Annotated in this window: 23 protein-coding genes; 16 read left to right on the top strand and 7 right to left on the bottom strand. The window is 67.0% G+C overall.

The features are described 5' to 3' along the window. Positions 1 to 122: 122 nt before the first annotated feature. The 4 genes from BCM27_RS24440 (at position 123) to BCM27_RS24425 (ending at position 5,058) form a co-directional block, all read left to right on the top strand. Positions 123 to 515 carry a DUF5318 family protein gene (locus BCM27_RS24440; protein WP_010844588.1) on the top strand — a complete coding sequence of 131 codons (393 nt, stop codon included), beginning with the start codon at positions 123 to 125 and terminating at the stop codon, positions 513 to 515. 126 nt (positions 516 to 641) lie between these two features. Next, positions 642 to 2,984 (top strand): transglycosylase domain-containing protein, encoded by a 2,343-nt coding sequence (locus tag BCM27_RS24435; RefSeq protein WP_004020655.1) that lies wholly within the window; start codon positions 642 to 644, stop codon positions 2,982 to 2,984. Beyond that, positions 2,944 to 4,605, top strand: a complete 1,662-nt coding sequence (locus BCM27_RS24430) for a glycosyltransferase family 87 protein (RefSeq protein WP_004020656.1) — start codon at positions 2,944 to 2,946, stop codon at positions 4,603 to 4,605. The genes BCM27_RS24435 and BCM27_RS24430 overlap by 41 nt, the downstream gene beginning before the upstream one ends. Positions 4,606 to 4,650: 45 nt before the next feature. Beyond that, positions 4,651 to 5,058 (top strand): hypothetical protein, encoded by a 408-nt coding sequence (locus BCM27_RS24425; RefSeq protein WP_004020657.1) that lies wholly within the window; start codon positions 4,651 to 4,653, stop codon positions 5,056 to 5,058. 7 nt (positions 5,059 to 5,065) lie between these two features. Here the strand turns inward: BCM27_RS24425 and BCM27_RS24420 are convergent, their stop codons facing one another. Both BCM27_RS24420 and BCM27_RS24415 read right to left on the bottom strand, forming a co-directional pair. Continuing rightward, entirely contained in the window at positions 5,066 to 5,638 is a 573-nt protein-coding gene (locus BCM27_RS24420) for a GNAT family N-acetyltransferase (protein ID WP_004020658.1), read from the bottom strand. Next, entirely contained in the window at positions 5,635 to 7,119 is a 1,485-nt protein-coding gene (locus BCM27_RS24415) for a hypothetical protein (RefSeq protein ID WP_051987064.1), read from the bottom strand. The genes BCM27_RS24420 and BCM27_RS24415 overlap by 4 nt, the downstream gene beginning before the upstream one ends. A 167-nt stretch (positions 7,120 to 7,286) precedes the next feature. Between BCM27_RS24415 and rpsF the strand changes: the two genes are divergently transcribed. The 4 genes from rpsF to rplI all read left to right on the top strand — a co-directional run bounded on the left by rpsF (position 7,287) and on the right by rplI (position 9,034). After that, a complete protein-coding gene (gene rpsF / locus BCM27_RS24410) occupies positions 7,287 to 7,568 on the top strand; it encodes a 30S ribosomal protein S6 (RefSeq protein WP_004020660.1) in 282 nt (93 codons plus the stop codon). 124 nt (positions 7,569 to 7,692) lie between these two features. Continuing rightward, complete coding sequence (locus BCM27_RS24405; protein WP_004020661.1) at positions 7,693 to 8,217, top strand: single-stranded DNA-binding protein; 525 nt, start codon at positions 7,693 to 7,695, stop codon at positions 8,215 to 8,217. Positions 8,218 to 8,301: 84 nt separating this feature from the next. Beyond that, a complete protein-coding gene (gene rpsR, locus BCM27_RS24400; RefSeq protein WP_004020662.1) occupies positions 8,302 to 8,559 on the top strand; it encodes a 30S ribosomal protein S18 in 258 nt (85 codons plus the stop codon). A 19-nt stretch (positions 8,560 to 8,578) separates the two neighbouring features. Continuing rightward, positions 8,579 to 9,034, top strand: coding sequence for a 50S ribosomal protein L9 (rplI, locus tag BCM27_RS24395; protein WP_004020663.1), 456 nt, complete (start codon positions 8,579 to 8,581; stop codon positions 9,032 to 9,034). Positions 9,035 to 9,094: 60 nt separating this feature from the next. On the opposite strand, the gene BCM27_RS24390 is transcribed toward rplI, so the two are convergent. Continuing rightward, a complete protein-coding gene (locus BCM27_RS24390; RefSeq protein WP_004020664.1) occupies positions 9,095 to 9,757 on the bottom strand; it encodes a hypothetical protein in 663 nt (220 codons plus the stop codon). Between the two features lie 571 nt (positions 9,758 to 10,328). Between BCM27_RS24390 and dnaB the strand changes: the two genes are divergently transcribed. Next, on the top strand, positions 10,329 to 12,560 hold the full coding sequence (gene dnaB, locus BCM27_RS24385) for a replicative DNA helicase (protein WP_004020665.1): 2,232 nt from the start codon (positions 10,329 to 10,331) through the stop codon (positions 12,558 to 12,560). A gap of 94 nt (positions 12,561 to 12,654) precedes the next feature. Here the strand turns inward: dnaB and BCM27_RS24380 are convergent, their stop codons facing one another. Then, positions 12,655 to 13,386 (bottom strand): hypothetical protein, encoded by a 732-nt coding sequence (locus BCM27_RS24380; RefSeq protein ID WP_004020666.1) that lies wholly within the window; start codon positions 13,384 to 13,386, stop codon positions 12,655 to 12,657. Positions 13,387 to 13,638: 252 nt separating this feature from the next. Between BCM27_RS24380 and BCM27_RS24375 the strand changes: the two genes are divergently transcribed. Further along, positions 13,639 to 14,670, top strand: coding sequence for a hypothetical protein (locus BCM27_RS24375; protein ID WP_239450635.1), 1,032 nt, complete (start codon positions 13,639 to 13,641; stop codon positions 14,668 to 14,670). 148 nt (positions 14,671 to 14,818) lie between these two features. Next, positions 14,819 to 16,099: an MFS transporter gene (locus BCM27_RS24370; protein ID WP_033204165.1), complete on the top strand. Its 1,281-nt coding sequence runs from the start codon at positions 14,819 to 14,821 to the stop codon at positions 16,097 to 16,099. Here BCM27_RS24370 and BCM27_RS24365 read toward each other — a convergent pair. Then, positions 16,096 to 16,962, bottom strand: coding sequence for an LLM class F420-dependent oxidoreductase (locus BCM27_RS24365; protein WP_033204294.1), 867 nt, complete (start codon positions 16,960 to 16,962; stop codon positions 16,096 to 16,098). The genes BCM27_RS24370 and BCM27_RS24365 overlap by 4 nt on opposite strands. A 222-nt stretch (positions 16,963 to 17,184) precedes the next feature. Here BCM27_RS24365 and BCM27_RS25845 point away from each other — a divergent pair, with 222 nt between their 5' ends. From BCM27_RS25845 to BCM27_RS24360, 3 genes are all read left to right on the top strand, one after another. Then, on the top strand, positions 17,185 to 17,334 hold the full coding sequence (locus tag BCM27_RS25845) for a hypothetical protein (protein ID WP_156036617.1): 150 nt from the start codon (positions 17,185 to 17,187) through the stop codon (positions 17,332 to 17,334). Beyond that, a complete protein-coding gene (locus tag BCM27_RS25840; protein ID WP_004020670.1) occupies positions 17,331 to 17,498 on the top strand; it encodes a hypothetical protein in 168 nt (55 codons plus the stop codon). The genes BCM27_RS25845 and BCM27_RS25840 overlap by 4 nt, the downstream gene beginning before the upstream one ends. 67 nt (positions 17,499 to 17,565) lie before the next feature. Then, entirely contained in the window at positions 17,566 to 19,068 is a 1,503-nt protein-coding gene (locus BCM27_RS24360; protein WP_004020671.1) for a class I adenylate-forming enzyme family protein, read from the top strand. Between the two features lie 33 nt (positions 19,069 to 19,101). Here the strand turns inward: BCM27_RS24360 and BCM27_RS24355 are convergent, their stop codons facing one another. Further along, a complete protein-coding gene (locus BCM27_RS24355; protein ID WP_004020672.1) occupies positions 19,102 to 20,496 on the bottom strand; it encodes an MFS transporter in 1,395 nt (464 codons plus the stop codon). A gap of 135 nt (positions 20,497 to 20,631) precedes the next feature. Then, positions 20,632 to 21,183: an OsmC family protein gene (locus BCM27_RS24350; protein ID WP_157781289.1), complete on the bottom strand. Its 552-nt coding sequence runs from the start codon at positions 21,181 to 21,183 to the stop codon at positions 20,632 to 20,634. A gap of 113 nt (positions 21,184 to 21,296) precedes the next feature. Here BCM27_RS24350 and BCM27_RS24345 point away from each other — a divergent pair, with 113 nt between their 5' ends. Further along, on the top strand, positions 21,297 to 22,319 hold the full coding sequence (locus tag BCM27_RS24345) for a helix-turn-helix domain-containing protein (protein ID WP_081486997.1): 1,023 nt from the start codon (positions 21,297 to 21,299) through the stop codon (positions 22,317 to 22,319). Between the two features lie 196 nt (positions 22,320 to 22,515). Further along, a complete protein-coding gene (locus BCM27_RS24340) occupies positions 22,516 to 23,904 on the top strand; it encodes an NtaA/DmoA family FMN-dependent monooxygenase (protein ID WP_004020675.1) in 1,389 nt (462 codons plus the stop codon).

Genomic DNA, 23,904 nt, shown 5'->3' with positions numbered 1-23,904 from the left:
CGGGAGGGCATCCGGCGGTTGGCGTGACGGACATCTCGGGACGCGCACGGGCCGGCTTCCGCGGCCTCCTCGCCGGACCCGTCGCGCCGACGCCCCGGCAGAGACCACGTACCCTGAAAACCGTGCAACGCCAGATCGTCGACTACGCCCTGCAGCGGCGCGCTCGGCTGTCCTCGGTCCATGCGGGCCGGACCGCCGTTGCCGAGGTCTGCGACGCGAGTCCGTACCTCCTGCGCGCGGCGAAGTTCCATGGTCGGCCCAGCACCACGATGTGCCCGATCTGCCGAAAAGAGCAGGTCACCCTGGTGTCATGGGTGTTCGGCGAACGTCTGGGCCAGGTCAGCGGCTCGGCACGGAGCAACGAGGAGATCGCGCGACTCGCGACGACCGCCGAGGAGTTCTCGGTACATGTCGTCGAGGTGTGCCGGACCTGTAGTTGGAACCATCTGGTCCAGTCATACGTTGCCGGGCTGCCGCCCCAGTCCACGCGTCGCTCCCGACGCGTCGCCAAGTAGGGCGCCGGCCTGCGGTTTTTTTGCCCGGGCCGTTGCCTGCTGTCACAGTGGAGCGGCACGAGGCCAGAGAAGGTAACCGAGATCCACGGACGATGACGTCCGCCCGATCCGGTAGGAAGGTGGACGATGAGCGAGGCACGCGGGTCTTCGCCCACGCCCCGGCGCACCGGCATCCGACCCGGTCCGGGCGGTGGCGGTCAGAACAGAAGTGAGACGGCGACCAGACATCGGCGGTTCGCATGGGCGCTGGGGATCGTGGGCGCGATCGTCCCGGCGATCGTGCTGGTGCTCATCGTCGCGTTCGCGTTCACCTACTTCACCGCCGAGATCCCGGAACCCGAGGTGAGCCAGAAGGCCACCATCGTCGACACCTCCGGACGCACGCTGGCCGATGTCACCTCGCCGGACGGCAACCGCACGGTCGTCCCCTTCGACGAGATCCCCGAGACGATGAAGCAGGCCATCGTCGCCGCCGAGGACCGCGAATTCTGGACCAACAACGGATTCTCGCCGCGCGGTCTGTCCCGTGCGGCTATCGGGCAGATCACCGGCAACCAGACCGCCGGCGGTGGCTCGACCATCACGCAGCAGTACGTCAAGAACGCGATCGTCGGCGACGAGCGCAGTTTCGACCGCAAGTTCAAAGAACTCGCCATCGCGGCGAAGATGAACGACCGGCACGGCTGGTCCAAGGAGAAGGTCCTCGAGGCCTATCTCAACACGATCTACTTCGGCCGGGGTGCCTACGGCGTCGCGGTCGCCGCGCAGAAGTTCTTCAACAAGTCCATCACCGACAAGCGTCGCGCCGAGCGCAATCCGTTGACCTTCGAGGAGGCCGCGCTGCTGTCGGCCGTCATCCGCGCGCCGTCGTACTACGATCCCGACACCAACCGCGAGGTCACCGAGGCGCGTTGGCGTTACGTGCTCGACGGCATGGTCGCCACCGGTGCCATCACCCGTGCGCAGGCCGACAACGCCGTCTTCCCCAAGACGGTCAAGGCCCGCGTCAGCGATTCCGACGAGACACCCGGCCCGAACGGACTCATCAAGCGGCAGGTACTCGCCGAGCTCAACCGCATCGGCATCACCGACAAGCAGCTGCGCACCGGCGGCCTGAAGATCAGCACCACGATCGATCCGCAGGTCCAGAACGGCGTCGTGCAGGCAGCCTGTCGCAAGAACCGGATCTACAAGTGCCCGAACGGTGAACTGAACGGCGAGCCCGACGATCTGCTCGCGTCGGCGGTGTCCATCGATCCGCAGACCGGTGGTGTGCGCGGTTATTACGGCGGCGACAACCCGGGCGGTTGGGACCTCGCCCAGGCCGGCCTCCAGACCGGTTCGTCGTTCAAGGTGTTCGCACTCGTCGCGGCGCTCGAACAGGACATCCCGCTGTCGAAGACCTACAGCTCGGCGCCGTTCGAGGCCAGTGGTGGTCTGACGGTCGAGAACTCCGACGGTGAGAGCTGCGGCACCTGCAACCTCGCCACGGCGATGAAAATGTCGCTCAACACCGTGTACTACCGCCTGATGATGGATCTCGACGGTGGTGCCCGGGCGGTCGCCGACGCCGCGCACAAGGCCGGTGTCGCGGAGTCGTTCGGCAACATCGAGAAGACGCTGCAGGAGGCGAACGGTCAGCCCGAGGGCGGCGTGGTGCTCGGTCAGTACCAGTCGCGGGTGATCGACATGGCCTCGGCGTACGCCACCCTCGCGGCGTCGGGCGTCTATCACGAGCCGTACTTCGTCCAGAAGGTCGTCGACTCGGAGGGGCAGGTCCTCTACGAGCGCAAGACCGAGGGCAAGCGCGTCTTCCCCGCGAAGGTCGCCGACAACGTGAGCGCCGCCCTGCAGCCGATCGCGGCCTACTCCAACGGGAACTCGCTGTACGACTCGTCCCTCGGCTCGCGTCCCTCGGCCGCCAAGACCGGCACCGTCCAGCTCGGCGACACCGGGCAGAACAAGGACGCGTGGATGGTCGGTTACACACCGCAGTTGTCGACCGCGGTGTGGGTCGGTACCAATGACGGCACGGCCCTGACCAACTACAACGGTGCCTCGATCTACGGCAGCGGGCTGCCGTCGTCGATCTGGAAGTCGGCGATGGACGCCGCCCTCGAGGGCAAGGAGATCAAGCAGTTCCCCGAGCCGGAATCGGTCGGCGGTGTGGCCGGCGTGCCCTACGAGGCCCCTGTCACCACCGAGGCGCCCACGCGGACCCGCGGACCCTCCGTGCCGACCTTCGACATCCCCGACCAGGGCGGGGACGGCAACCTCACCCTCGCTCCGGGCGTGACGATCCCCATCCCGGGCGCCCCGCGGAACGGCGGCGGTGGCGGCGGTGGCAACAGCCCGGGCGGCGGCGGATTGGCCCCCGGCGACGGCGGTGACGGCGGCGGCGACTCCGGCGACGGTGTACCCGGCGGCGGTGACGGAGGCGGAGGAGTCCCTGAACCGCCCATCGGCTGACCCGGATCCGGCGGCCGACTCCGCGGCGAGCGGCCCCGACCCCGTCTGGGACAGCCCTGCACCCCTTGCGAGTGATCAGCGTGTCGACGACGCGCGGATCCTGCCGACACGCACGGACGGCATGGTGCGCGAGGCGAGTTCGCTCGTCGGTGGACCGGTGGGAGCACACGCTGTCATCGGCCGGACCCGACATCTGACACCCCTGCGGGTGCTCTTCGTCCTGGCGCTGTGCGGACTCGCACTCGGATGGTTCGGCAAAGCCGCCTGCCTGCAACAGGCACCGGCCGACGGCGGCACCACCGCGGGCGCGGAGATGCGGCTCGACTGGGACGATCAGCGCCAGTTCACCAACCTCTGCTACTCCGACGTCATCAGCCTGTTCGGCGCCGAGCGGCTCAACCAGGGCGCGCTGCCCTACCGGGACTTCTGGCTCCAGGAGGACTCCGCGGGACAGACCATCAAGCGGTACATGGAGTACCCGGTCCTCACCGGGATGTTCATGTACGGCGCGGCGCAGCTGACCCAGGGGTGGCTCTGGGCCGAGACCCACTGGGGCGTGCCCGGGGCGCTCGACGTCGTGCTGTTCTTCACGATCGTCGCGTTGGGACTGGCGGCATTCTGGTTGGTGACCATCTGGGCCACCGCGCTCACCGCGCGAACCCGCATGTGGTCGGTGTGGCTGGCCGCGTTGTCCCCGCTCGTCTTCGTGCATGCGTTCACCAACTTCGACGCCATCGCCACCGCGGCGGTGGCGGTCGCGCTGCTGGCCTGGTCGCGGGAGCGCTTCTGGCTGGCGGGTGTCTTCATCGGACTCGGCGCCGCGGCCAAGCTGTATCCGGCGCTGCTGCTGGTGGTGCTGGGCGCGCTGTGCCTGCGAACCGGGAAGGTCCGCGAGTTCGGCGTCGCGGCCGCGACCGCGATCGCCGCCTGGCTCGCGGTGAATCTGCCGATCCTGATCCCGTACCCGTCGGGGTGGTGGGAGTTCTTCCGGTTCAACGGCGACCGGTCCGCGGACCCCGACACGATCTACCGGGTCGTCGCCGACGCCGCCGGTTTCACCTGGAACACCGGCTATCTGAATGCGCTGTCGGTGGGGTTGACCGTGGTCGTGATCGCCGCGGTGGCCGCGATCGGTGTCCTGGCGCCGTACCGGCCTCGTGTCGCGCAGTTGGCGTTCCTCGCCGTGGCCGGCTTCCTGCTGGTGAACAAGGTGTGGAGTCCGCAGTATTCGTTGTGGCTGGTTCCGCTTGCGGTACTTGCCATTCCACACGCTCGCCTGCTGCTGGCCTGGATGGCGATCGACGCGCTCATCTGGGTGCCGCGGATGAGTCTGTTCCTCGATGCCGAACGTCGTTGGCTCCCGGACCAGTGGTTCACCGCTGCTGTGGTGCTCCGCGGACTGATGGTGCTCGCACTCTGCGCCGTCGTCCTGTGGCAGATCTGGCACCCACGTGACGATCTGGTCCGTCACGGGAACGGTGGAAAGTGGTACGACGATCCGGCGGGCGGCGTCCTCGACGGCGCGCCGGACCGGATCGGTCGACGGTCGCCGACGACCAGGACGGCAGACACAGCGCGAGAACCGGAACCGGTGGTCGGTCAGCGGTCATGCACGTTCTAGGTCTCCTGACGATTGGGTGACCGCGTCCCTGGGTACTGACCGGTCATGTCGGATACCGCACCACACATCTCGGACGACACCGCGGAGGCGGTCGGCAAGGTGGGGGAGGCGCTGGAGTACATCGAGCGCGCCCGCGGCCACCTCTACTCGTTCCATCAGCTCATCGGGCGTGGCGATCTGCTGCTGGGGGAGGCCGTCGACGAACTCCGCGAGGCGGGCCATGCCGAGTTCGCCGATGAGCTGTCCACCGAACTGGTGGGCCGCAATGTGCTGGAGGGGCGCTGGACGTTCCAGGTCGTCGAGGAATTCGACGACACCTACTGGGGCCCGTTGCGCGAGTACGTCGACCGGGTGCGAGCCGATCTGACCGACGGCGAGCGGCACGTGCACGAGGCGCGGATGAAAGAAGATCGGCGCACCCGGGGACATTCAAAACACACCAAGAACCCGTAGGTCTCGCTCAGACGGTGATCCGCTGCAGCAGGCGATCTCTGGCCGCGGGCCAATCGTCATCGGTCATGGCGTACAGGGCGGTCGTGCGCCAGCCGTCACCGAATCGGCGGTGCTTGCGCAGCAGACCCTCGAAGCTCGCACCCAGCTTCGAGATCGCAGCGCGCGACTGAGCGTTCAGCTCATGGGTGTGCCAGGTGAGGCGGACGGCGCCGCAGTCCTCGAATGCGTGGCGCATCAACAGGAACTTGGCGGTGGGATTCACCGCGGTCCCCTGGACGCGTTCGCTGTAGAACGTGTAACCGATGCACGCGGACCGATTGGTCTCGTCGATCTCGTAGTAACTCGTCGACCCGACCACGCTGCCGTCGGCGTTGTCGACGACGGTGAAGGCGACGCGTGAGTCGAGAGCCGACCGGACGTACCGGCGCGCACTGTCCTCGTCGGTCGGCACGCCCGGAACCCACCGGAAGAGGGCGGGGTCGTCGACGACGCGCGCCAACGGTCCGATGTCCTCGATGCCGATCGGCCGCAGGGTGACCCGATCGTGCACCAGTGGGCCGGTCGCCAACCATGTACTCATGCCGAACCTCTCGTGATCGTGTCGCGCGGTGAACGGAACCGCTCCCCGTCGGAGGACGGGTCGACGGCACCGGGAACCCGTGCGGCCATTCGGACAGCCAACGGCTCACGGAGCGGGGTGCCCACGAAGGTCACGATCAGGTAGGCGAGCAGAACCGCGTGCACCCACACCGAACCGGCGACGCCGGTGACGATCCACCATGGCAGCGGATCGCCGGCATCCCGGATCGGGAACAGGCGGAAGATCGTCAGGTCGAGGGCGAGGTCGGCGAGGAGATAGGTCAGGATCACCGGCCAGCGCACCTTCATGAGAACGAAGAACGGCAGAATCCAGAGCGTGTACTGCGGCGAGTGCACCTTGTGGAACAGCATGAAACCCGCCAGCATCGCGCCGCTCACGCCGATCCACGGGAAGATGCCGACGCGCTCGAACCGGCGCCACCCGAGGTACATCGCCACCGCGAACGAGGCAAGGATCAGCAGCGGGGACAGCACGCTGACCACGGAGTTGTAAGTGTCTCCGGTCCCGGTGAGGTACCGCAGCCCCCAGTACCAGATGGAATTGGTGTCGACGTCGGCTCGGCGGCGGCCCTGGAAGGACAGTGCCGCCTTCCATCCGTCGAATCCGAGGACCATGAACGGCAACTGGATCGCGGCCACCGTCACGACGGCGGCGCCGCCAACCCAACCGGCGCCCGTCCAGTCCAGGCCGCTTCCACCGCGCCGTCGTTGCCCGCCGGTGCGTGCACCACCGGCGCCGCGGGTGAGAACGTATGCGGCGAGCGGCAATACGAAGATGCCGGGGTAGAGCTTGAGGCAGAAGCCGACCGCGAGCAGGACTGCCGCGATGGCCGCGGACGTGCGGAGCGGCAGCCGTCGTCGACCTGTACCGGGCTGGACAGATGCGCCCCAGGCCATCACGGCGACCGCCCCGACGGCCGTCGCGACAACCGGCAGTTCCCAGTTGTGGAAGGAGTACAGCACCAGCGGGGGTGTCGCGGCCCAGAGCAACGCCCACCATCGGACCATCAGCGCGAGCATCACCGTGATCGCGAAACCGAACGGCGCCAACAGGAGTGCGGACTGGATGAAGAAGTCGGTGTCGGTGTCGGCCCCGGTCGCGCCCAAGAACATGAGCACGCCGGAGAGCACCGGGTACTCGACGACACCGCCGAACAGGGTGCCGTCGGAGGCGATCCCGCCGTGGATGTAGGGGAAGACGTGGGTGTTGATGTCGCGGCCGAGCCACAGGTAGATCAGGTCCGAGTAGCAGGGGATCACCGCGTCGGGATCACCCGTCGGCCAGTTGTCGCTGCGCCCGAACGCGTCGAAGGGGGCGCCGCCGCACCGGAGCTTGGCCTGGAAGCTCCAGAACATCGTGGCCGCGGTCGCCAGCACCGAGACCAGAACGATGACGGCCGTCTCGCCACGGCCGGACAACCGTGCGGACCACCTTCCCGGGGTTGTCCGCCGCTCCGACATGGGCAACAGCGTAGGTGGTCCGGCAGGACGTCGCCGCAGCGACCCGTGACCACGGATTTCACTGCGAACGGGCAGGTCATGTATCTTGGACCGGTTGCCGACGCAGGCGACCCTCCTGCCACGGACAGTCCGTGGCCGACCTAGCCCATAGGAGGTGATGTGGTCTTATGCGTCACTACGAATTGATGGTCATCCTCGATCCGAATCTGGACGAGCGCACCGTCGCACCCTCACTCGATACTTTCCTCAATGTTGTCCGCAAGGATGGCGGTTCGGTGGACGGCGTCGACATCTGGGGCAAGCGCCGTCTTGCCTACGAGATCCTCAAGCACAACGAGGGCATCTACGCCGTCATCGATCTCAACGCCGAGCCCGCCACGGTCACCGAGCTCGATCGTCAGCTGAAGCTGAACGAGTCGGTTCTGCGCACCAAGGTCCTGCGGAAGTAATCCACAGGCTTTCTTGATCGTCTGAACACGTCGGTACCGGGTTCTAGGGTTGGACCCGACAGTTCAACACAACCCGGTGCATGTCGATCAGCGAGTGCCCACCACACGACCCAAGGGGAAACACATGGCAGGCGACACGGTCATCACCGTCATCGGCAACCTCACCGCCGACCCGGAACTGCGGTTCACGCCGTCGGGCGCAGCGGTTGCCAACTTCACGGTGGCTTCCACTCCGCGCACCTTCGACCGCCAGACCAATGAGTGGAAGGACGGCGAAGCGCTGTTCCTCCGCTGCAACATCTGGCGCGACGCCGCGGAGAACGTGACCGAGAGCCTGACCAAGGGATCCCGGGTGATCGTGCAGGGACGGCTCAAGCAGCGGTCCTACGAAACCAAAGAGGGCGAACGACGCACGGTCGTGGAACTCGAGGTCGACGAGATCGGCCCCTCCCTGCGGTATGCCACCGCCAAGGTCAACCGCGCCTCGCGCGGTGGCGGTGGTGGCGGCGGATTCGGGTCCGGTGGCGGCGGCGGTAGCCGCGGCGGCGGGAACTCGAACCAGCAGGTTGCCGACGATCCCTGGGGCAGCGCGCCTGCCAGCAACAGCGGGGGATCGTTCGGCGGCGGGGACGACGAACCACCTTTCTGATAGCGCTCGGGGCACGATCACCCGCCCCGAACACCCGGGAACGGCAGCGACCGTCCCCGAAGCATTGACTGGAGCAACACACACATGGCAAAGGCAAAGCCGAGCCGGAAGCCTCGCGTCGAGAAGGTCACCAAGACCAAGGCGTGCAGCTTCTGCAAGGACAAGAAGGCCGTCATCGACTACAAGGACACCGCGCTTCTGCGTCGTTTCCTGTCCGACCGTGGCAAGATCCGGTCGCGTCGCGTGACCGGTAACTGCGTGCAGCATCAGCGCGACGTCGCTGTGGCAGTGAAGAACTCGCGTGAGGTGGCCCTGCTGCCCTTCACCTCGACCAGCCGATAAGCGGAAAGGATCAGTTGACATGAAGCTCATCCTCACCGCCGCCGTGGAGAACCTCGGCGAAGCCGGCGACATCGTCGTGGTCAAGGACGGCTACGGCCGCAACTACCTGCTGCCTCGCGGCCTGGCCATCAAGGCCACCCGCGGAGCCGAGAAGCAGGTCGAGGGCATCCGCCGTTCGCAGGAAGCCCGCGAGGTCCGCGGTCTCGAGCACGCCAACGAGCTGAAGCAGGCCCTCGAGGGCCTCGCCGATGTCTCGCTGGACGTCAAGACCCACGACTCGGGCAAGCTCTTCGGTTCGGTCACCGCGGCAGATGTCGCCGGTGCCATCAAGACCGCAGGCGGCCCGACCGTCGACAAGCGCAGCGTCGAGCTGCCCAAGGGGCACATCAAGGCCACCGGTAGCTACCCGGTCGTCGTCAACCTGCACCCGCAGGTCTCGGCGACCGTCCAGCTCGCCGTCGTCGCCGCGAGCTGACCTCAGCATTCACGCACGAAGGCCGGGTGGAGATCTCCACCCGGCCTTCGTCGTCTGTCCCTACTTCGGTGCCGGCGGATTGGCAGGCAGCTGGTTCCAGTACTGCAATCGGGGCGGGAGGTACCGCGGCGCCGGGTTGGCGCTGTGGTCGACCGCGTTGTTGCCCGGACCGAGGGTGTCCCACGACGGGAAGAAGAACTTGTGCCAGGCCGGCGTGAAGATCAGCGCGCGCTCGCCGGTCCGGCAGGCCACGGTGTCGCGGCGGGGGACGGTGCACGTGACGCCCTCGATGGTCACCCGCTTGCCGACGCCGAGGAGCGGCGGCCGGAAGCCGCTCTTCGGACCGAAGCGATAGGTCTGGTCCGTGCGCGCCCACCAGGGTCCCTGCTGGTCGTCGGAGATGACCGCACCGATGGCATTCGGCGGGGCGGTCGCCGGGCGGCCCGCACAACCCACGTAGCGGTAGCCGGGGCCGACCTGGCACACCCATCGGCCGGTCGTGAAGAAGGAGCGCCCGTTGTCGACGTAGGCCACAGACCGGAACGTCGTCGGGTCGACCGGTTGATACCGCGACAGATCGAATTCGACGGGCATCGAGGGACCCGGTGCGGCGTCGGCCGACGGGGCCGTCGCGAGCCCGGCGGCAGCACTCAGGGCGGCCAGCACGGTGACCACGCGACGGACGACGACCGACTTGGACCCCAACCTCGACACGATCGACATTGCATCACACCCGGCAGGCGTGTCGTCGGCGTTCACCGGTAAGTCGCACGACTGAAGATGCTCGGGACCTCGTCTGGCCAGGTGTAACGCAGACCACACCGGATGTTCACCCGAATATTCGCCACGGGTGGTTGAACGGGCACCCGCAACACGCCCGCAAGGCGACGCGCCGAGGAAGTCCAAAGGATTTCCAATTCCTTGATTGTGGAAATTAGTCAGCCCTCTGAGCTGCAGAAACAGCGTTGTTCACACCCGAATTCCTCAGGTTGTCCACAAAGGGTGCACAACGCGTCCCCTGGCCACTCACACACGCTCCACAAGTGATCCCCAGATTCGTCAACAGGTCGGTTTGAGTCGGGGTCGCAGACGTCCTAGTGTCACGCCTCAGCGTCTCCGTCCGTCTCGGCGCACACGACAGTCGATGTCGGTGCCACCCGATAGGAAGAGACTGACCGAAACACGACGTCGACACCGGGGACTCGCGACGTGGCCTACCGGGGCCGACACCAGACTCAAGGTCGTACTCATTCGATGTCGGGTGGGATCGAGCGTTGCGAGAGGTTTGACACGCGTGGCTGTTGTGGATGACCGCGGGCGCGGCCCCGCCGCCGGAGGCCGAGCACGGGGAGAAGAAGAGATCCCCGCGGAGGACTTCGGCCGGCAGCCCCCGCAGGATCTGGCCGCCGAGCAGTCGGTGCTCGGCGGCATGCTGCTGTCCAAGGATGCGGTCGCCGACGTCGTCGAGAAGATCCGTACCAACGACTTCTACCGTCCCGCTCACCAGGCGGTGTTCGAAGCGGTCCTCACGCTGTACTCGAAGGGTGAGCCCGCCGACGCCGTCACGGTCGCCGCGGAACTCGAGCGCGCGGGCGAACTCAAACGGATCGGTGGTGCGCCCTATCTGCACACGCTGATCTCGACGGTGCCCACTGCCGCCAATGCCGGTTATTACGCGGAGATCGTCGCGGAGAAGGCGCTGCTGCGGCGACTCGTGGAGGCCGGCACCCGCATCGTCCAGTACGGCTACGCCGGTGCCGACGGCCAGGACGTCGCCGAGGTGGTCGACCGGGCCCAGGCCGAGGTGTACGAGGTCACCGAGAAGCGCACCGCGGAGGACTACGTCCCCCTCGAGGATCTGCTGCAGCCGACGATGGACGAGATCGACTCCATCGCATCGCGGGGCGGCATCTCGCTGGGCGTCCCGACGGGGTTCGCCGACTTCGACAAGCTCACCAACGGCCTGCACCCCGGCCAGATGATCATTGTCGCGGCCCGTCCGGGTGTCGGAAAGGCACTCGCGCTCGACACCCCGCTGCCGACGCCCGCCGGGTGGACAACGATGGGCAAGGTGGGGGTCGGCGATCATCTCCTCGATGCGCACGGCCGACCCACCCGGGTTGTCGCCGCCACCGAGGTGATGACCGAACGCCCTTGCTACGAAATCGAATTCAGCGACGGCGCGATGATCGTCGCGGACGAGCAGCACCAGTGGGCGGCCGAGATCGACGGCAAACGCCGCGTTGTCACCACAGCCGGTCTGCGGGCACACGTCGGCTGCGCTGTCGTGCGCAACACCGCGCCGCTCGAGTTGCCGCGCAAGCGTTTCGCCTACGGCCCCTACACGGTGGCGGCGCTGGCCGGGATGGCCTTCGACGATCCCGAGATCAGCATGCGGATCGACGCGGAGGGCCCGGTCGACGTCATGACGCTGATGGCCGACCTCGGTGGGCGCATCCCGTACGAGTACCTGCGCGGTTCGATCGCGCAGCGCCGGGCCCTGCTCGCAGGGTTGCTCGACGCCCGTGCCTCGGTCGACGACGACGGCTGGATCACCGTCCCGGCCGCGACCCGGCACATGACGGCCGTCGTCGCCGATCTCGTGGCCGGACTCGGATTCAACTACAAGCGGTCGGCCACCGGTTGGTTGCGCGTCGACGCCGACGATGACGTGTTCACCGTGCACCACAAGGCGATTCGGCACAAAGAGCTGCGCAGGCGGGCCGGTGTCCGGCGCGTCGTCGCCGTCCGCCCCGTCGACCCGGTTCCCGTGCGCTGCGTCCAGGTCGACAACGCCGAACACCTGTACCTCGCGGGCGAGGCGATGGTCCCGACCCACAATTCGACGCTCGCCATGGACTTCCTGCGCTCCGCGGCGATCGGCCACGGCCTGACCGCCGCCATGTTCTCGCTGGAGATGAGCAAGACCGAGATCGTCATGCGTCTGTTGTCGGCGGAAGCGAAGATCAAGCTCGCCGACATGCGTGCCGGCACGATGAGCGACGACGACTGGACCCGCCTCGCCCGCCGGATGGGGGAAATCTCGGAGGCGCCGTTCTTCATCGATGACTCGCCCAACCTCACGATGATGGAGATCCGCGCCAAGGCGCGGCGTCTCAAACAGCGCCACGACCTGAAAGTCGTTGCGGTGGACTACATGCAGCTGATGACCTCGGGCAAGAAGGTGGAGTCCCGCCAGCAGGAGGTGTCGGAGTTCTCCCGTCAGCTGAAGCTGCTGGCCAAGGAACTCGAGGTCCCGGTGATCGCGATCAGTCAGCTGAACCGTGGTCCGGAGCAACGTACCGACAAGAAACCCCAGGTGTCGGACCTCCGCGAGTCCGGTTCACTGGAGCAGGACGCCGACATGGTCATCCTGCTGCACCGTCCCGATTCCATCGAGCGCGACGACCCGCGCGCCGGCGAGGCCGACATCATCGTCGGCAAGCACCGTAACGGCCCGACCGCCACGATCACCGTCGCACACCAGCTGCACCTGAGCCGGTTCGTGGACATGGCGCGGGGGTAGGAGGCCGAAGTGAGGCTGGCTTTCAGCTCGAGGACTACGTGCCTTGTGGCCGCCTCAAGTGCCGCAGCGTCGGGCCCTCGACGATGGTCGGGTTTTACGACCGGTTCAATTCCCGGATAGTCGCATTGATAGCCGAGCATCCGATCCTCGGCGCCATTGCTGTCCAGCGGTCGTAATCGCTGAGTGCGGGAAGTGAAGTCTGGATGAGCTCCATGGTCGCAGTGTCAACGCCGTCGTCCCGAAGCTGTCGTAGGTGTGCGCGCCGGAGGATCACGGTGGTCGCCGATGCAGCGATTTCTTCGTCTCGGTAACGAGGCAACTTAAAAGCGTTAATCATCGTTCGACGAGTCGAGAACAGCGGATCGATGAAGTCAATGTCTCCCATATCGGTTGCTTTGCACAGACGCACCCGGGTGGTTTCTGCGGCCGTCCGCAGGACAACGCGAAGTAGCGCCACGACTGAGAAAAGCAGTCCTGCCCACATTGTCCAGGTGAGTATTTCCAGCGATGTGTTGCCCATCAGTCCTGCAAACGAGAGTCCAAGGTAGGCGATCGCGAAGACTACGAACATCAGGTACGCGGGCCAGAACCCACCTCGGGAAGGATACTTCCGACGGGCCGCTTCCCAGGCGATCAGATCGTTGGCCTCGGACTGCAGAGTTTGCCGAACGGCGGTCCGAAGGCCGATTGTCTCTGCTTGTTCTGATAGCGTGCGAATCCTCGCGTCTTGGCGCCGAGCCACTCGCGAACCAGGTTCAGCGTGGAGGAACGGCGAGAGTGCCGCAATTAGTGCGGGAATGGCCACCAGCCAGTCGCGTGTAGTCATGCCGAGAAGCTACGAGACGGTACCGACATCTTCGTAATGCCGAAGTTCTGGCATGTCCCGGTTCGTGGACATGGCGCGGGGGTAGCTCGCCGCTTCCGCTGAGTGTGGGGTGAGAACTCGCTGATAATCGCGCCGCCCGGTGCTTCTCGATGAGGGATGCCGGCGGTCGGCCGGGTACCGTGCGTCCGGGACGTGTCCACGAGAGTCGTGGTGGAGTTCGGATCGGTCGGCGTTGTGAGTGTGAAAACTGTTGTGAGCAAGCGTGTCCCGGCGACGATGATGCCGGTGGGTGCTCTTGCGGTGTTGCTGACGGCGCTGCTGGTCGGCGGGGTGGTCTACCTGGCGCTGCCCACGGACACGACAGACGCCCAGGACACCAGACCGCCCGCCGAGCAGATCGATGCGGCCGGTGACTCCGTGTCGTCGGCCAAGATGATGTTCCAACTGATGTCCGCGGGCCTGAACAGCGCGACCGGCGGCATCGCGACGGCGACCGGGAGTGCGCGCGACATCTTCGACGCCGTCGACACCGCCGCCTCCGCCTCGGACCAGCTGGTGCGAGGTCTGGGCAATGCTCCGGATGTGTCGTCGGCGACCCGCCAGGTCAACGACGGTGCGTTGGCGGTGTCAGCGGTCCTCGGGCAGGTGTCCTCGCTCTCGAACTCCGTCACCGAGCTCGATTTACTGGTGACACCGCTCATCGGTTACCTCGAGAACACCCGGACCCCCGGGTCGGCGGACGCCCTCGAACGGCTCCGAGCGCTTCAGGGTTCGAGTCGGGAGATCAGTGAGCAGCTCGGCTCCCTCGATTCGCTGCAAGGCGAGTTGGCGACGATGCGGAAGTCGCTCGAGTCCTCGGCCGCCGGCATCGACTCCGCGATCACGCAAGCACAGACGGCCGCCGGCCAGTTGTCCACCGGACTCAACCGCCTCGCATCGGCGCGGGAAGACACCCTGAGTGCCACCGACAAGGTGAACGCCGGGGTCAAGCAACTCCAGGGCGTGCTCAACTCGATCAACGAGGACCTCGACAACGCGTCTACCAATCTGACCCCGGCCACCCCCGGCGACACCGCGTCTCCCGCGTCGAACCAGTCCGCCGGCAGTGTCGCCGAACGTGTGAGCTGGGCGGTCATCGCGGGTTCGGGGGTGGGCGCAATCCTGTTGGCGCTGCTCCTGATTCGAATGGCCCGGACGCGACGCGAGGGACCGAGCGATGGTGCACTCGGCAACGAAGCCGATGACGCCGAACTGGTCGGAGCGTCGGCGGGCGCGGACCGCTGACAAGGCGCTGCAGAGTGCGGGATCTGTCGCGGAATCCGGCATCGAGGCCGCACCCTGCGGGGCGCTCGCAACGAAAGCGCAGCGTGTCGGACAATAGTTAGGTGATCGAAAGAGTTCCTGAGGCCCGGCCCGTCGGTGAGACGCTGAGATGACCTCGTCATCCAGTTCGCGGCAGGCGATGATCATCTGGATCGTCGGCGTCACGGTCTACTTCGTCGCCGTGCTGCAGCGATCATCATTGGCCGTTGCCGGTCTGCTGGCGGCTGAGCGTTTCGAGATCAGCGCCTCCCAGCTGTCGACGTTCGTCGTGCTCCAGCTGCTGGTGTACGCGTTGATGCAGGTACCGGTCGGCCTCCTCGTCGACAGGTTCGGTCCGCGACGGGTTCTTCTCACCGGCACGTTGATCCTCTCGCTGGCCCAGCTCAGCTTCGCCTTTGCGGACAGCTACACGTGGGCCCTCTCGTCTCGGTTCTTCGTCGGGGTCGGCGATGCCATGACCTTCGTGTGTGTTCTGCGGCTGGTCTCGAGTTGGTTCCCGGCGCGACGTGTTCCGTTGTTGACCCAGCTCACCGGGGTGCTCGGCCAGCTCGGCGCGGTCGCGGCCGCCATACCGATGACCTGGGCGCTGTCCTCGTGGGGATGGAGTCGCGCATACATGGCAACCGCCGGGCTCGGGGTCGTCCTGCTCGTGGCGTCCGCGCTCGTCGTGCGGGATTCTGCGGCAACCCGATCGGTGTCGGGACCCTTGCTCGGGTTGGCCGGAATCCGGCGCAGTCTCAGCGAATCGTGGGAGCACCCGGGGACCCGGCTGGGTTTCTGGATGCACTTCTCGACGCATTTCAGCGCCACTGTGCTGGGTTTGCTGTGGGGGTACCCGTTCTTCGTGGAGGGCCAGGGGGTGAGTTCCGCTGCGGCGGGTTCGCTCCTGACGATCATGGTCTTCGCCATCATGGCTTTCGGGCCGATCTTCGCGTGGCTCATCACCCGGTGGCCCTGGCATCGATCGACGGTGGTGTTGGCGGTGCTCGCCGGCATCGCGGCCACCTGGACGGTGGTACTGGCGTGGCCCGGGGGTGCGCCGTTCTGGCTTCTCGTGCTCCTCGTGGTGGTCTGTGGGATGGGCGGCCCCGCGTCGATGATCGGTTTCGATGTCGGCCGCACGTCCAATCCGGCGTCGCGGGCGGGCACGGCGACCGGGATCATCAATCAGGCGGGTTTCATCGCGAGTCTGATCCTCGCGGGGCTCATCGGTGTGATTCTCGACTGGCGAACCCCCGACGGTGTCCAGGGGTATCCGCCCGAGGCGTTCACCTGGGCGATGTCGGCGCAGTTCGTGCTCTGGGGACTCGGGGCCGTTCAGATCTATCGCTATCGACGCAAAGGGCGCGCACGCCTGTTGCGTGAGGAACCGGACCCGGGGCTGCGTTAGTCCTCGACGCCCCAGCGGCTCACCAGCTCGTCCAACCACCCGGGGACCGCGTCGGCCTCCGCAGGCGGTGACTCCACGAGCACGAGTTCGTCGACGCCGAGAGCAGCGAGTCGGTCGCGATCCGCGGGATGGGGATCACGAAGAGCGACCGCGACATCGAGCTCGGTGCGGTCACGACCCTTCTCGGAACACAGCCGCTCGATCGTGTTGATCCGATCGGCCACCGCGTCGACGTCGTCGAGGTTGAACCCGTACCAGCCATCACCCCAGCCGACGACACGGCGCAGAGCGCGATCGCTGTTGCCGCCCACGACGAACGGAATGTGGCCGGCCGCCGGTCTCGGATTCACCCGGATGTTCTCGAAGGCGACGAATTCCGAGTGGTAGGAGGCGACCTCGTCGCGCCAGAGCACACGCATCGCGTCCGCGTAGGAGTCGGCCCGGGCTCCGCGCTGCTCGAATGGGACTCCCAACGCGTCGAATTCTTCACGGGACCAACCGACTCCGACACCGAGGGTCAGTCGTCCGCCGCTCAGACGGTCGAGTGAGGCGGCCTGTTTGGCCACGATGACGGGGTTGTGTTCGGGAAGGAGCAGCACCCCGGTGGCGAGGCGGATCGTGTCGGTGACCGCGGCGGCGAACGAGAGCGCGATCGTCGGGTCGAGCCAGTCGGCCTCGGCGGGGACCGCGATTCTCTTGTCCGGGGTGTACGGGTACGGCGAGGCCGGGTCATCGACCATCACCACGTGCTCCCCGCACCACAATGTGCGGAAGCCGCGCGTCTCGGCATGGTGGGCAACGGCGTCGATGATGTCGCGGCGCGCTCCGGTGCCGATGCCCAGAGCGTGGAGTCCGAGTCGCATGCTGCTCCGAATCTGTGGGGTGGAACGGTGATATGCCTGGTCGGCATCGTATGGCACCACGGTGCGGCGCATCCGCACTTCAGATCCGTCGCACGCTGAGCCGCGCGCAGAGGGGGACTCGTCGCGCACGATGGCACCGAAACCTACGTCATTGCGCAGACGATTGCTGACGGAGGGGAGCAGCATGCTTGTCTCACCGATCCCCGGATGACAGGACTACAGATGAAGACCCCGCCAACACTCGCCAAGGCCGCCGCCATCGCTCTCCTCACCGCGGGTGGAGCCACCCTCGGGGTCGGCGTCGCCGGTGCCGAGCCGGTGAACGTGCCCAAGCCCCAGACGCCCCGTGGAGCAAGTCCGCCGATGGGTTGACCTATTGCTTCGAGGGTTACTGCGACAGTTGGGACAAGCGTTCGAACTACGTCTGCACCACGGCCGCGCCGACCGCCCTGCTGTGCGACGGGATCATGGTCGGAGTCCGGGTGCTGCCCCCGCTCGACATCGGACCCCTCGTCCCGCACAACATCATTCGCTGACACGTGAGACGACGGAGCACACCGTGCGACACTCCGGCGACGACATCACCGCAAAGGAGCCACCTGTATGGCCGACGCCGAGGGCTTCGCGACCTACCTGGACGACATCGTGCACCGGCTCCGCCGCGACTCGGACGATGTGGTCCTGGTCGACGACCGCAGGCGCTTCACCGGGCGCGAGCTCCTCGAGCTCATTCAGGGTCTCGTGGGTGCTCTGTCCACTCACGGTGTCCGACAGGGACATCGCGTCGCACTCGTCGCGCCGGTGACCGGTGAGGCGATCGCGGCTCGGTACGCCGCGTCGGTTCTCGGCGCGGCCACCGTGTACTGCCCCGATGCGGGGTCACCCGCGAGATTGAGGGTGTTCCTGTCGCGCATCGGCGCGGACGCGGTGATCGTCTTCCCGGACACCGCACCATCGATCGCGGGTGCCGCGGATCTGAATGTGCTTGCGGTCGGGGGAGTTCCCGGACTGCCGAATCTGCTGACAGCCGAGGCGGCCGAGCCGGGAGTCGTGACCATCTCGTCCGACGACGAATGCGTTCTGGTCGCCACCGGAGGCACAACCGGAGTCTCCAAGGCCAGTGTCCGGACACAGGGAGAGTACCGTCGGCTGGTCGACCTCGGCCCGACGCCGGGCAGGCGCCAACTGGTCTGCACTCCGTTGGCCTACATCGCCCAGACACTGGTCGACACAGTTCTTCTCGGCGGGGGACATGTGTATCTGCAGAACGAGTTCACACCGATGTCGGTCCTGCAGACGATCGTCGACGCGCGGATCACCCACCTCGCGCTGGTCGAACCGCTCCTCGTCGAACTCCTGGACAGTGTCGACCTCGCCGAAGCAGACCTGTCCTCCGTCGTCGGAATCAGTCACGTCGGTGCGGACGCGGCGCCGTCGCTACGGCGTCGGCTACTACGGCTGGCTGGCCGACCGATACTCGTCAATCCCTATGGAGCAAGCGAATTCGGCGTGATCAGCATGCTCTCCGGCCCGGACTACGTCGTCGACTCGCCCCGTCTCGGTACCTCGGGACGACCGCTGCCGTCGACAGAACTGCAGATCAGGGCGAGCGATGGGCGGCTCTGCCCGCCGCTGGAAGAGGGCGCCATCCATGTCCGGACACCGGCACAGGCCCACGGATACAGCGTTGCGCCACCGCACTCCGGGTTCACCGACGACGGGTGGTTCGCCACCGGCGACGTCGGGATGGTCGACGACGAGGGTTATCTGCTCGTGCGGGGTCGCGCTGACGACCGTCGTGACACGGCCGTGGGCTCCGTCTTTCCGGTCGACATCCAAGAGGCGCTGTGTGACCTCCCGCAGGTTCGCTACGCGGTGGCGGTGCCGGCGCCTGACGGGGCCGATGCGGTGTTCGGGGCGGTCGTCGTGCTGGATTCCGCAGCCTCGCTGACCGTCGAGGAGATCTCCGTGCAGCTGCGTGCGTCGATCCCAGACCCCGTCGACGTGCTACTCGAGATTGTCGACACCGTCCCGGTCACCGAGCAGGGTAAGCCGAGTCGGCCGGCCATCATCGCCCAGCTGTTCGGCGACGACCGAACACGGTGAGGAGGGGATGCCCATCGAACCGAAACGCATCCGTCACCATGCGGTATCGCGCGACGAGGTGGTGGCGGCGACGACCGCGACAGCAATGAGCAACGCGCAGGTGACGACGAATCCGATCGTGGTCCCGGGGCGACCCGGGTAGGCCGCGAGAAGGGCCGCGAACACTGCGACGCCGAGGATGGCGCCCATCTGTCTGCTGGTGGTGATGACTCCCGATGCCTGACCGCGTTGTCCGGCCGGGACGGAGGCGACGGTTGCGGTGGTCAGCGGACTGAGCAGCGCACCGATCCCGACACCGACGGGAGCGAGTCCGATGGCTGTGACCGCCACCGACGACACCGCGAAACCGGTTGCCACGATCAGCATTCCGGCTGCCAGGCACAGGCTCCCGGCCACGACGACGCGTTTCAGTCCGTAGCGCTGGTATCGCCCTCCGACCAGGCGGGTGGCAGCCAGGAGCGGGACCACCAGCGGCAGGAGAGCGAGGCCGGACTCGACGGGTTGTAGGTGCATGGCCTCCTGCAGCATCACCGCGCCGTAGACCGTCGCGGCGGTCATGGCGAAACCGATCGCGGCGAGAGCGGCTGTGTGGACCGCGAAGTCGCGATCACGGAGCAGACCGATGTCGAGAACGGGAACGGCTGCGCGTCGTGTTGCGATCGGGAACGCAGCCAATGCGCCGACCCCCACCACGAGCAGGACGAGGACCGGCGGCGATCGCCACCCCCAGGCGGGTCCCTGCAGCAGTGCGGCGACGACCGCGCCGAGTCCGGTCACCAGCAACGCCATCCCGGGCAGATCCCACGGTTGTGTCGTGTGCGTGTGAGGTGTCGGGCGGGCGAGATGGCTGAGGACCACGGCGGCGATCCCGACCGGAACGTTGACGAGAAAACCCACCTGCCAGGTGAGGATCTGGGCACAGACTCCTCCGATGACGGGTCCGACGAGGGCGAAACCCTGGCCGACTCCCGTGTAGACCGCCATCGCGCTCGCCCGTCGCGCTTCGTCGACGGTCTGGATGAGCAGAGCGAGGGTTGCCGGCATGAGCATCGCACCGGCGATGCCGGCCAGTGCTCGACCGGCCACGACCGCTTCGAAGGTCGGCACCGCCGCGATCATCGTCGACGCGGCGACGAAGCCGACCATCCCGATTCGGAACATCCTCGCCGCACCGTGCGCATCGGCGAGGCGGCCGCCCACCGGGGCGAACACCGCGAGCATCAGCAGATAGACCGATACCAGCCACGACGACTGGCCCACGCTGAGATCCAGATCCCGCATCATGGTGGGCAGCATGACGCCGAGGATGCTGGAATCGAGAACGAGCAGGACCATCGTCGAGGTGGCCGCGATCAGCAGGAGTGCCTCCCGGCGACGGGCAGTTCGCTCTGCCCCGGCAGGAGTCGACGGAACTCCTGGTTCAGTCATCGCCTAGGCCTGACCGCAAACGGTTTCCACCACGACTCCGGGGGCGGCTTCGTAGTCCGGCACCAGTTGGACCCGGTGGTGGGCTCTGCGACGATACTTGCCGAACGCCGCTGTGGCGCAGCGATCGTCACCGGCTCACCGTGGGTCGACGTACAGCTGGGACGTGATCGTCGTCGGACGGCTGATCGTCTGTGCCACGGGTGATCCCGCGATCGCTCGGTTCCACAGCTCGGTCAGCGTCGATGCGTCCGCGTCGCCGGAGATGCGCCCGGACACCTGCAATGCCCCGAAGCCGGGGTTGCCGTCGGTCGCCAGGCCCGCCCAGCGCAGGATGTTCTCGAACGTCCCGGTCACCCGAACCTCCAGATCGTCGATGCGGATCCCCTGGGTCGTCGCGTGCAGTACGACGCCGTCGGTGATGCAGGCGGCGACCGCCGACAACACGTACTCGTGCGGCGTCGGCGCCGAGTCCTGCGCTGTGAGATCGGCGGGTTCGTCGAACTCGATCGAGTGACCGCGCGCCTTCGCGTCGACGCGGAAGCCGCCGCGCCAGACCGTTTCGACCTCCCAGGGACCGCTGAACGTCGACACCCGCTCGCGGTCCCCGAGCCGAGCGGAGAGTTCACGACGATGCGCGGCGCTGATACCGTTCAGCGAATCGTCGTCTGAGTCCTGTGCTCCGGTCACGGGACCAGCGTAATGGTCGACGGTGCTGCGGCCCATCGTCGCTCGGAGACATCTCCGGCGATCGCGGGCGGGTGTCGGCGTCGATCCGGATCTCGGGGGAAGTGGCGGACTGGATGGAATTGGGGTCGGGCCCCGCACGGTCGGAGCGCGTCGGCTGCGGAATCGCCGAACTGGATGACCTCCTCGGGCCGCTCGTGCCGGGGGAGAACATCGTCTGGGGTGTCGCCCCTGGATGTCGGGACGATGTCGTCGGCCGGGTGACGTCAGGGGCTGGGGTTCCGCTGCTGACCGCGAGTCTCGACGAACTGCCCGCGCCGTCGGCAGAGTCCACGACCGTCTGGCTGACGGACCTCACGCAGATCGGGCCGTCGGATCTCGTACGCTCGTCCTCCCGAATCGGGGAGGCGGTCCGGGCTGTCTTCGGTTCGGCGGCGATCTGCCACTGGCTGCTCGACCGTGAACAACTCGACAGCGCCGAGTGGCTCTGGTCGGCCCAGTGCGTGCTGTCGGCGGACTCCGGCGAGGTGATCGTCCATCGTGCGGACGGGCGTCGGGCCGCGGACTCGGTGATCCAGACCGGACACGGCGAGGGCAACGGTGCGAGTCGGCGAGCCTCGATCAGAGCCGGCAACCTGGGTCGCGGTATCCGCGCCCGCCGTGTCGAACTCGGCTGGAGCCAGGCGGAATTGGGACGGCGGGTCGGTGTGAGCGCGAGTGCGATCTCGCAGATGGAGCGGGGTCGGCTCGGGTTGTCGCTGGAAACCGCGATCGAAGTCGCCGACCGGTTGGGGATCGACTTCGACGAGTTGCTCCGCGGACCCGGCACGGACCACATCGTCGTCGAGGAACGTCCGGGCATCGCGAGCGAAAGATCCCCGGTGCGGAGGGAGTCGACGGCGAATGCGGTGCCTCGCCCCCCGCTGCGGAGCACCCTCGTCGCCCCGGGCGGCACGCTCATCCCGCCGGTGTCGGCGTCGGGGCGGTTGACGCTCCTGGTGGGTGGGGGGTTGCTGCGGGTCGAGCGGGCGCCGCAGCGGGCGCTGGTCCGGGCCGGCGACATCGTCGACATCGACCGCGCCATCGGGTGCGCGGTCACGAACCTCGGCGCCGTTCCCGCGGTCGTGTTCATCTCGTGATGAGGGAACGGTCGTTAGCATTCGAAACGGGTTCGATTCGACTTACAAGAAGTGATGATTAATAGTCACGAAGTTCCAGCCTTCAGCTTGTAAGTATCGCCTTTGCGCTCCGATACTGGCCGCAGCGATGTGTGAGTGCCACGTGTGTGCACCGCCGCGTCGAGCTTCGACCGTGTTCGTGAGAGAAGGTTCCTCCGTGTCCAGACCGCCCATCTACAACGCGTTCCTGCATCTGACCCCGAATCACCACAGTCACGGGTTCTGGCGCACCCCCGAGGGTCGCGTGCAGTACGGATACAAGGATCTCGATCCCTATATCGATGTGGTCCGCACCCTGGAGCGCGGTCGCATCGACACACTGTTCATCGCCGACGTCGTCGGCGTGTACGACCTGGATTTCGGCGACGGCTCGACGACGATCCGGGCCGGCTCCCAGTTCCCCGAGAACGACCCGATCACCATCGTCTCAGCGCTCGGCCATGTCACCACCGATCTCGGAATCGCAGTGACCAGCAACATCATCCAAGACCACCCGTTCTCGTTCGCGCGCCGATTGTCCTCCCTGGACCACTTCACGCACGGTCGGGTGGCGTGGAACATCGTGACGTCGTACCTGAGCAACGGCTTCCGCAACTACGGGTACGACACGATCGTCGGCCACGACGAGCGGTACGCCTGGGCACAGGAGTACGTGGACGTCACCTACAAGCTGTGGGAACACTCCTGGGAGGACGGTGCGGTTCTCCACGACGCCGAGACCGGTCGGTTCTTCGACCCCGATCGCATCCACACCATCGACCACGAGGGTCGCTGGTACAAAGTGCAGGGACCCCACCTCGTCGAACCCTCGCCGCAGCGGACCCCGGTGCTGTTCCAGGCCGGGAACTCCCCCGCGGGAAGGGACTTCGCGGCACGCAATGCCGAGGTGACGTTCTTGCCGTCGATGAGCCCGGCCACCGCGAGCGCCGACATCGCCACCCTCGACGACCACCTCCGCTCGGTGGGACGGACGCCCGACGCGCTGAAGAAGATCGTCGCGCTGTCGACCGTCATCGGCTCGACCGAGGAGGAGGCGCGCCGCAAGCAGGAGTACTTCCGCGAGAACATCGACTTCGAGGCGCTGCAGGCGTTCTGGAGCGGTGGCAGCGGCATCGACCTCTCTGCCGTCGATCCCGACACCCCCCTCGCCGAACTGGCCCGACGGGTCCAGCTCGGCGATCACGTGCAGTCCATCTTCCGTGCGGCCGCCGATTCGACCGCCGACGCGTCCACCGTCTCGTGGCGCGACTACCTGCTGACCAACGGCCTCCTGCCCGGCAAGTTCGCCGGCACGCCGGAGCAGATCGCCGACCACGTCGCGGAGTGGGTCGCCGCCGGCGCCGACGGCTTCAACGTCGTGCCGATCACCACCCTGGGCTGGTGGGACGAGTGGGTCGACCACGTCGTCCCGGTTCTGCAGGAACGCGGGTTGGCGCAGCGCGACTACGCACCGGGAACGCTGCGCGACAAGATCTTCGGCAACGGAGACCGCATCGACTCCGGGCATCGTGTGCACCAGGTCGGCCTCGCACCGGCGGGGGTGTGA

This window comes from Gordonia terrae, from assembly GCF_001698225.1.
Taxonomy (GTDB): domain Bacteria; phylum Actinomycetota; class Actinomycetes; order Mycobacteriales; family Mycobacteriaceae; genus Gordonia; species Gordonia terrae.
The sequence above is the reverse complement of the archived record's forward strand: the minus strand, read 5'-3'. Positions and strand labels throughout refer to the sequence as shown.

What these genes read in the sequence shown, in the direction of transcription:
- BCM27_RS24435 (WP_004020655.1), top strand. Translation starts at nt 642, where the DNA reads ATGAGCGAGGCACGCGGGTCTTCGCCCACGCCCCGGCGCACCGGCATC.
- BCM27_RS24425 (WP_004020657.1), top strand. Translation starts at nt 4,651, where the DNA reads ATGTCGGATACCGCACCACACATCTCGGACGACACCGCGGAGGCGGTC.
- BCM27_RS24420 (WP_004020658.1), bottom strand. Translation starts at nt 5,638, where the DNA reads ATGAGTACATGGTTGGCGACCGGCCCACTGGTGCACGATCGGGTCACC.
- BCM27_RS24415 (WP_051987064.1), bottom strand. Translation starts at nt 7,119, where the DNA reads ATGTCGGAGCGGCGGACAACCCCGGGAAGGTGGTCCGCACGGTTGTCC.
- rpsF (WP_004020660.1), top strand. Translation starts at nt 7,287, where the DNA reads ATGCGTCACTACGAATTGATGGTCATCCTCGATCCGAATCTGGACGAG.
- BCM27_RS24405 (WP_004020661.1), top strand. Translation starts at nt 7,693, where the DNA reads ATGGCAGGCGACACGGTCATCACCGTCATCGGCAACCTCACCGCCGAC.
- rpsR (WP_004020662.1), top strand. Translation starts at nt 8,302, where the DNA reads ATGGCAAAGGCAAAGCCGAGCCGGAAGCCTCGCGTCGAGAAGGTCACC.
- rplI (WP_004020663.1), top strand. Translation starts at nt 8,579, where the DNA reads ATGAAGCTCATCCTCACCGCCGCCGTGGAGAACCTCGGCGAAGCCGGC.
- BCM27_RS24390 (WP_004020664.1), bottom strand. Translation starts at nt 9,757, where the DNA reads ATGTCGATCGTGTCGAGGTTGGGGTCCAAGTCGGTCGTCGTCCGTCGC.
- BCM27_RS24380 (WP_004020666.1), bottom strand. Translation starts at nt 13,386, where the DNA reads ATGACTACACGCGACTGGCTGGTGGCCATTCCCGCACTAATTGCGGCA.
- BCM27_RS24370 (WP_033204165.1), top strand. Translation starts at nt 14,819, where the DNA reads ATGACCTCGTCATCCAGTTCGCGGCAGGCGATGATCATCTGGATCGTC.
- BCM27_RS24365 (WP_033204294.1), bottom strand. Translation starts at nt 16,962, where the DNA reads ATGCGACTCGGACTCCACGCTCTGGGCATCGGCACCGGAGCGCGCCGC.
- BCM27_RS25845 (WP_156036617.1), top strand. Translation starts at nt 17,185, where the DNA reads ATGAAGACCCCGCCAACACTCGCCAAGGCCGCCGCCATCGCTCTCCTC.
- BCM27_RS24360 (WP_004020671.1), top strand. Translation starts at nt 17,566, where the DNA reads ATGGCCGACGCCGAGGGCTTCGCGACCTACCTGGACGACATCGTGCAC.
- BCM27_RS24355 (WP_004020672.1), bottom strand. Translation starts at nt 20,496, where the DNA reads ATGACTGAACCAGGAGTTCCGTCGACTCCTGCCGGGGCAGAGCGAACT.
- BCM27_RS24345 (WP_081486997.1), top strand. Translation starts at nt 21,297, where the DNA reads ATGGAATTGGGGTCGGGCCCCGCACGGTCGGAGCGCGTCGGCTGCGGA.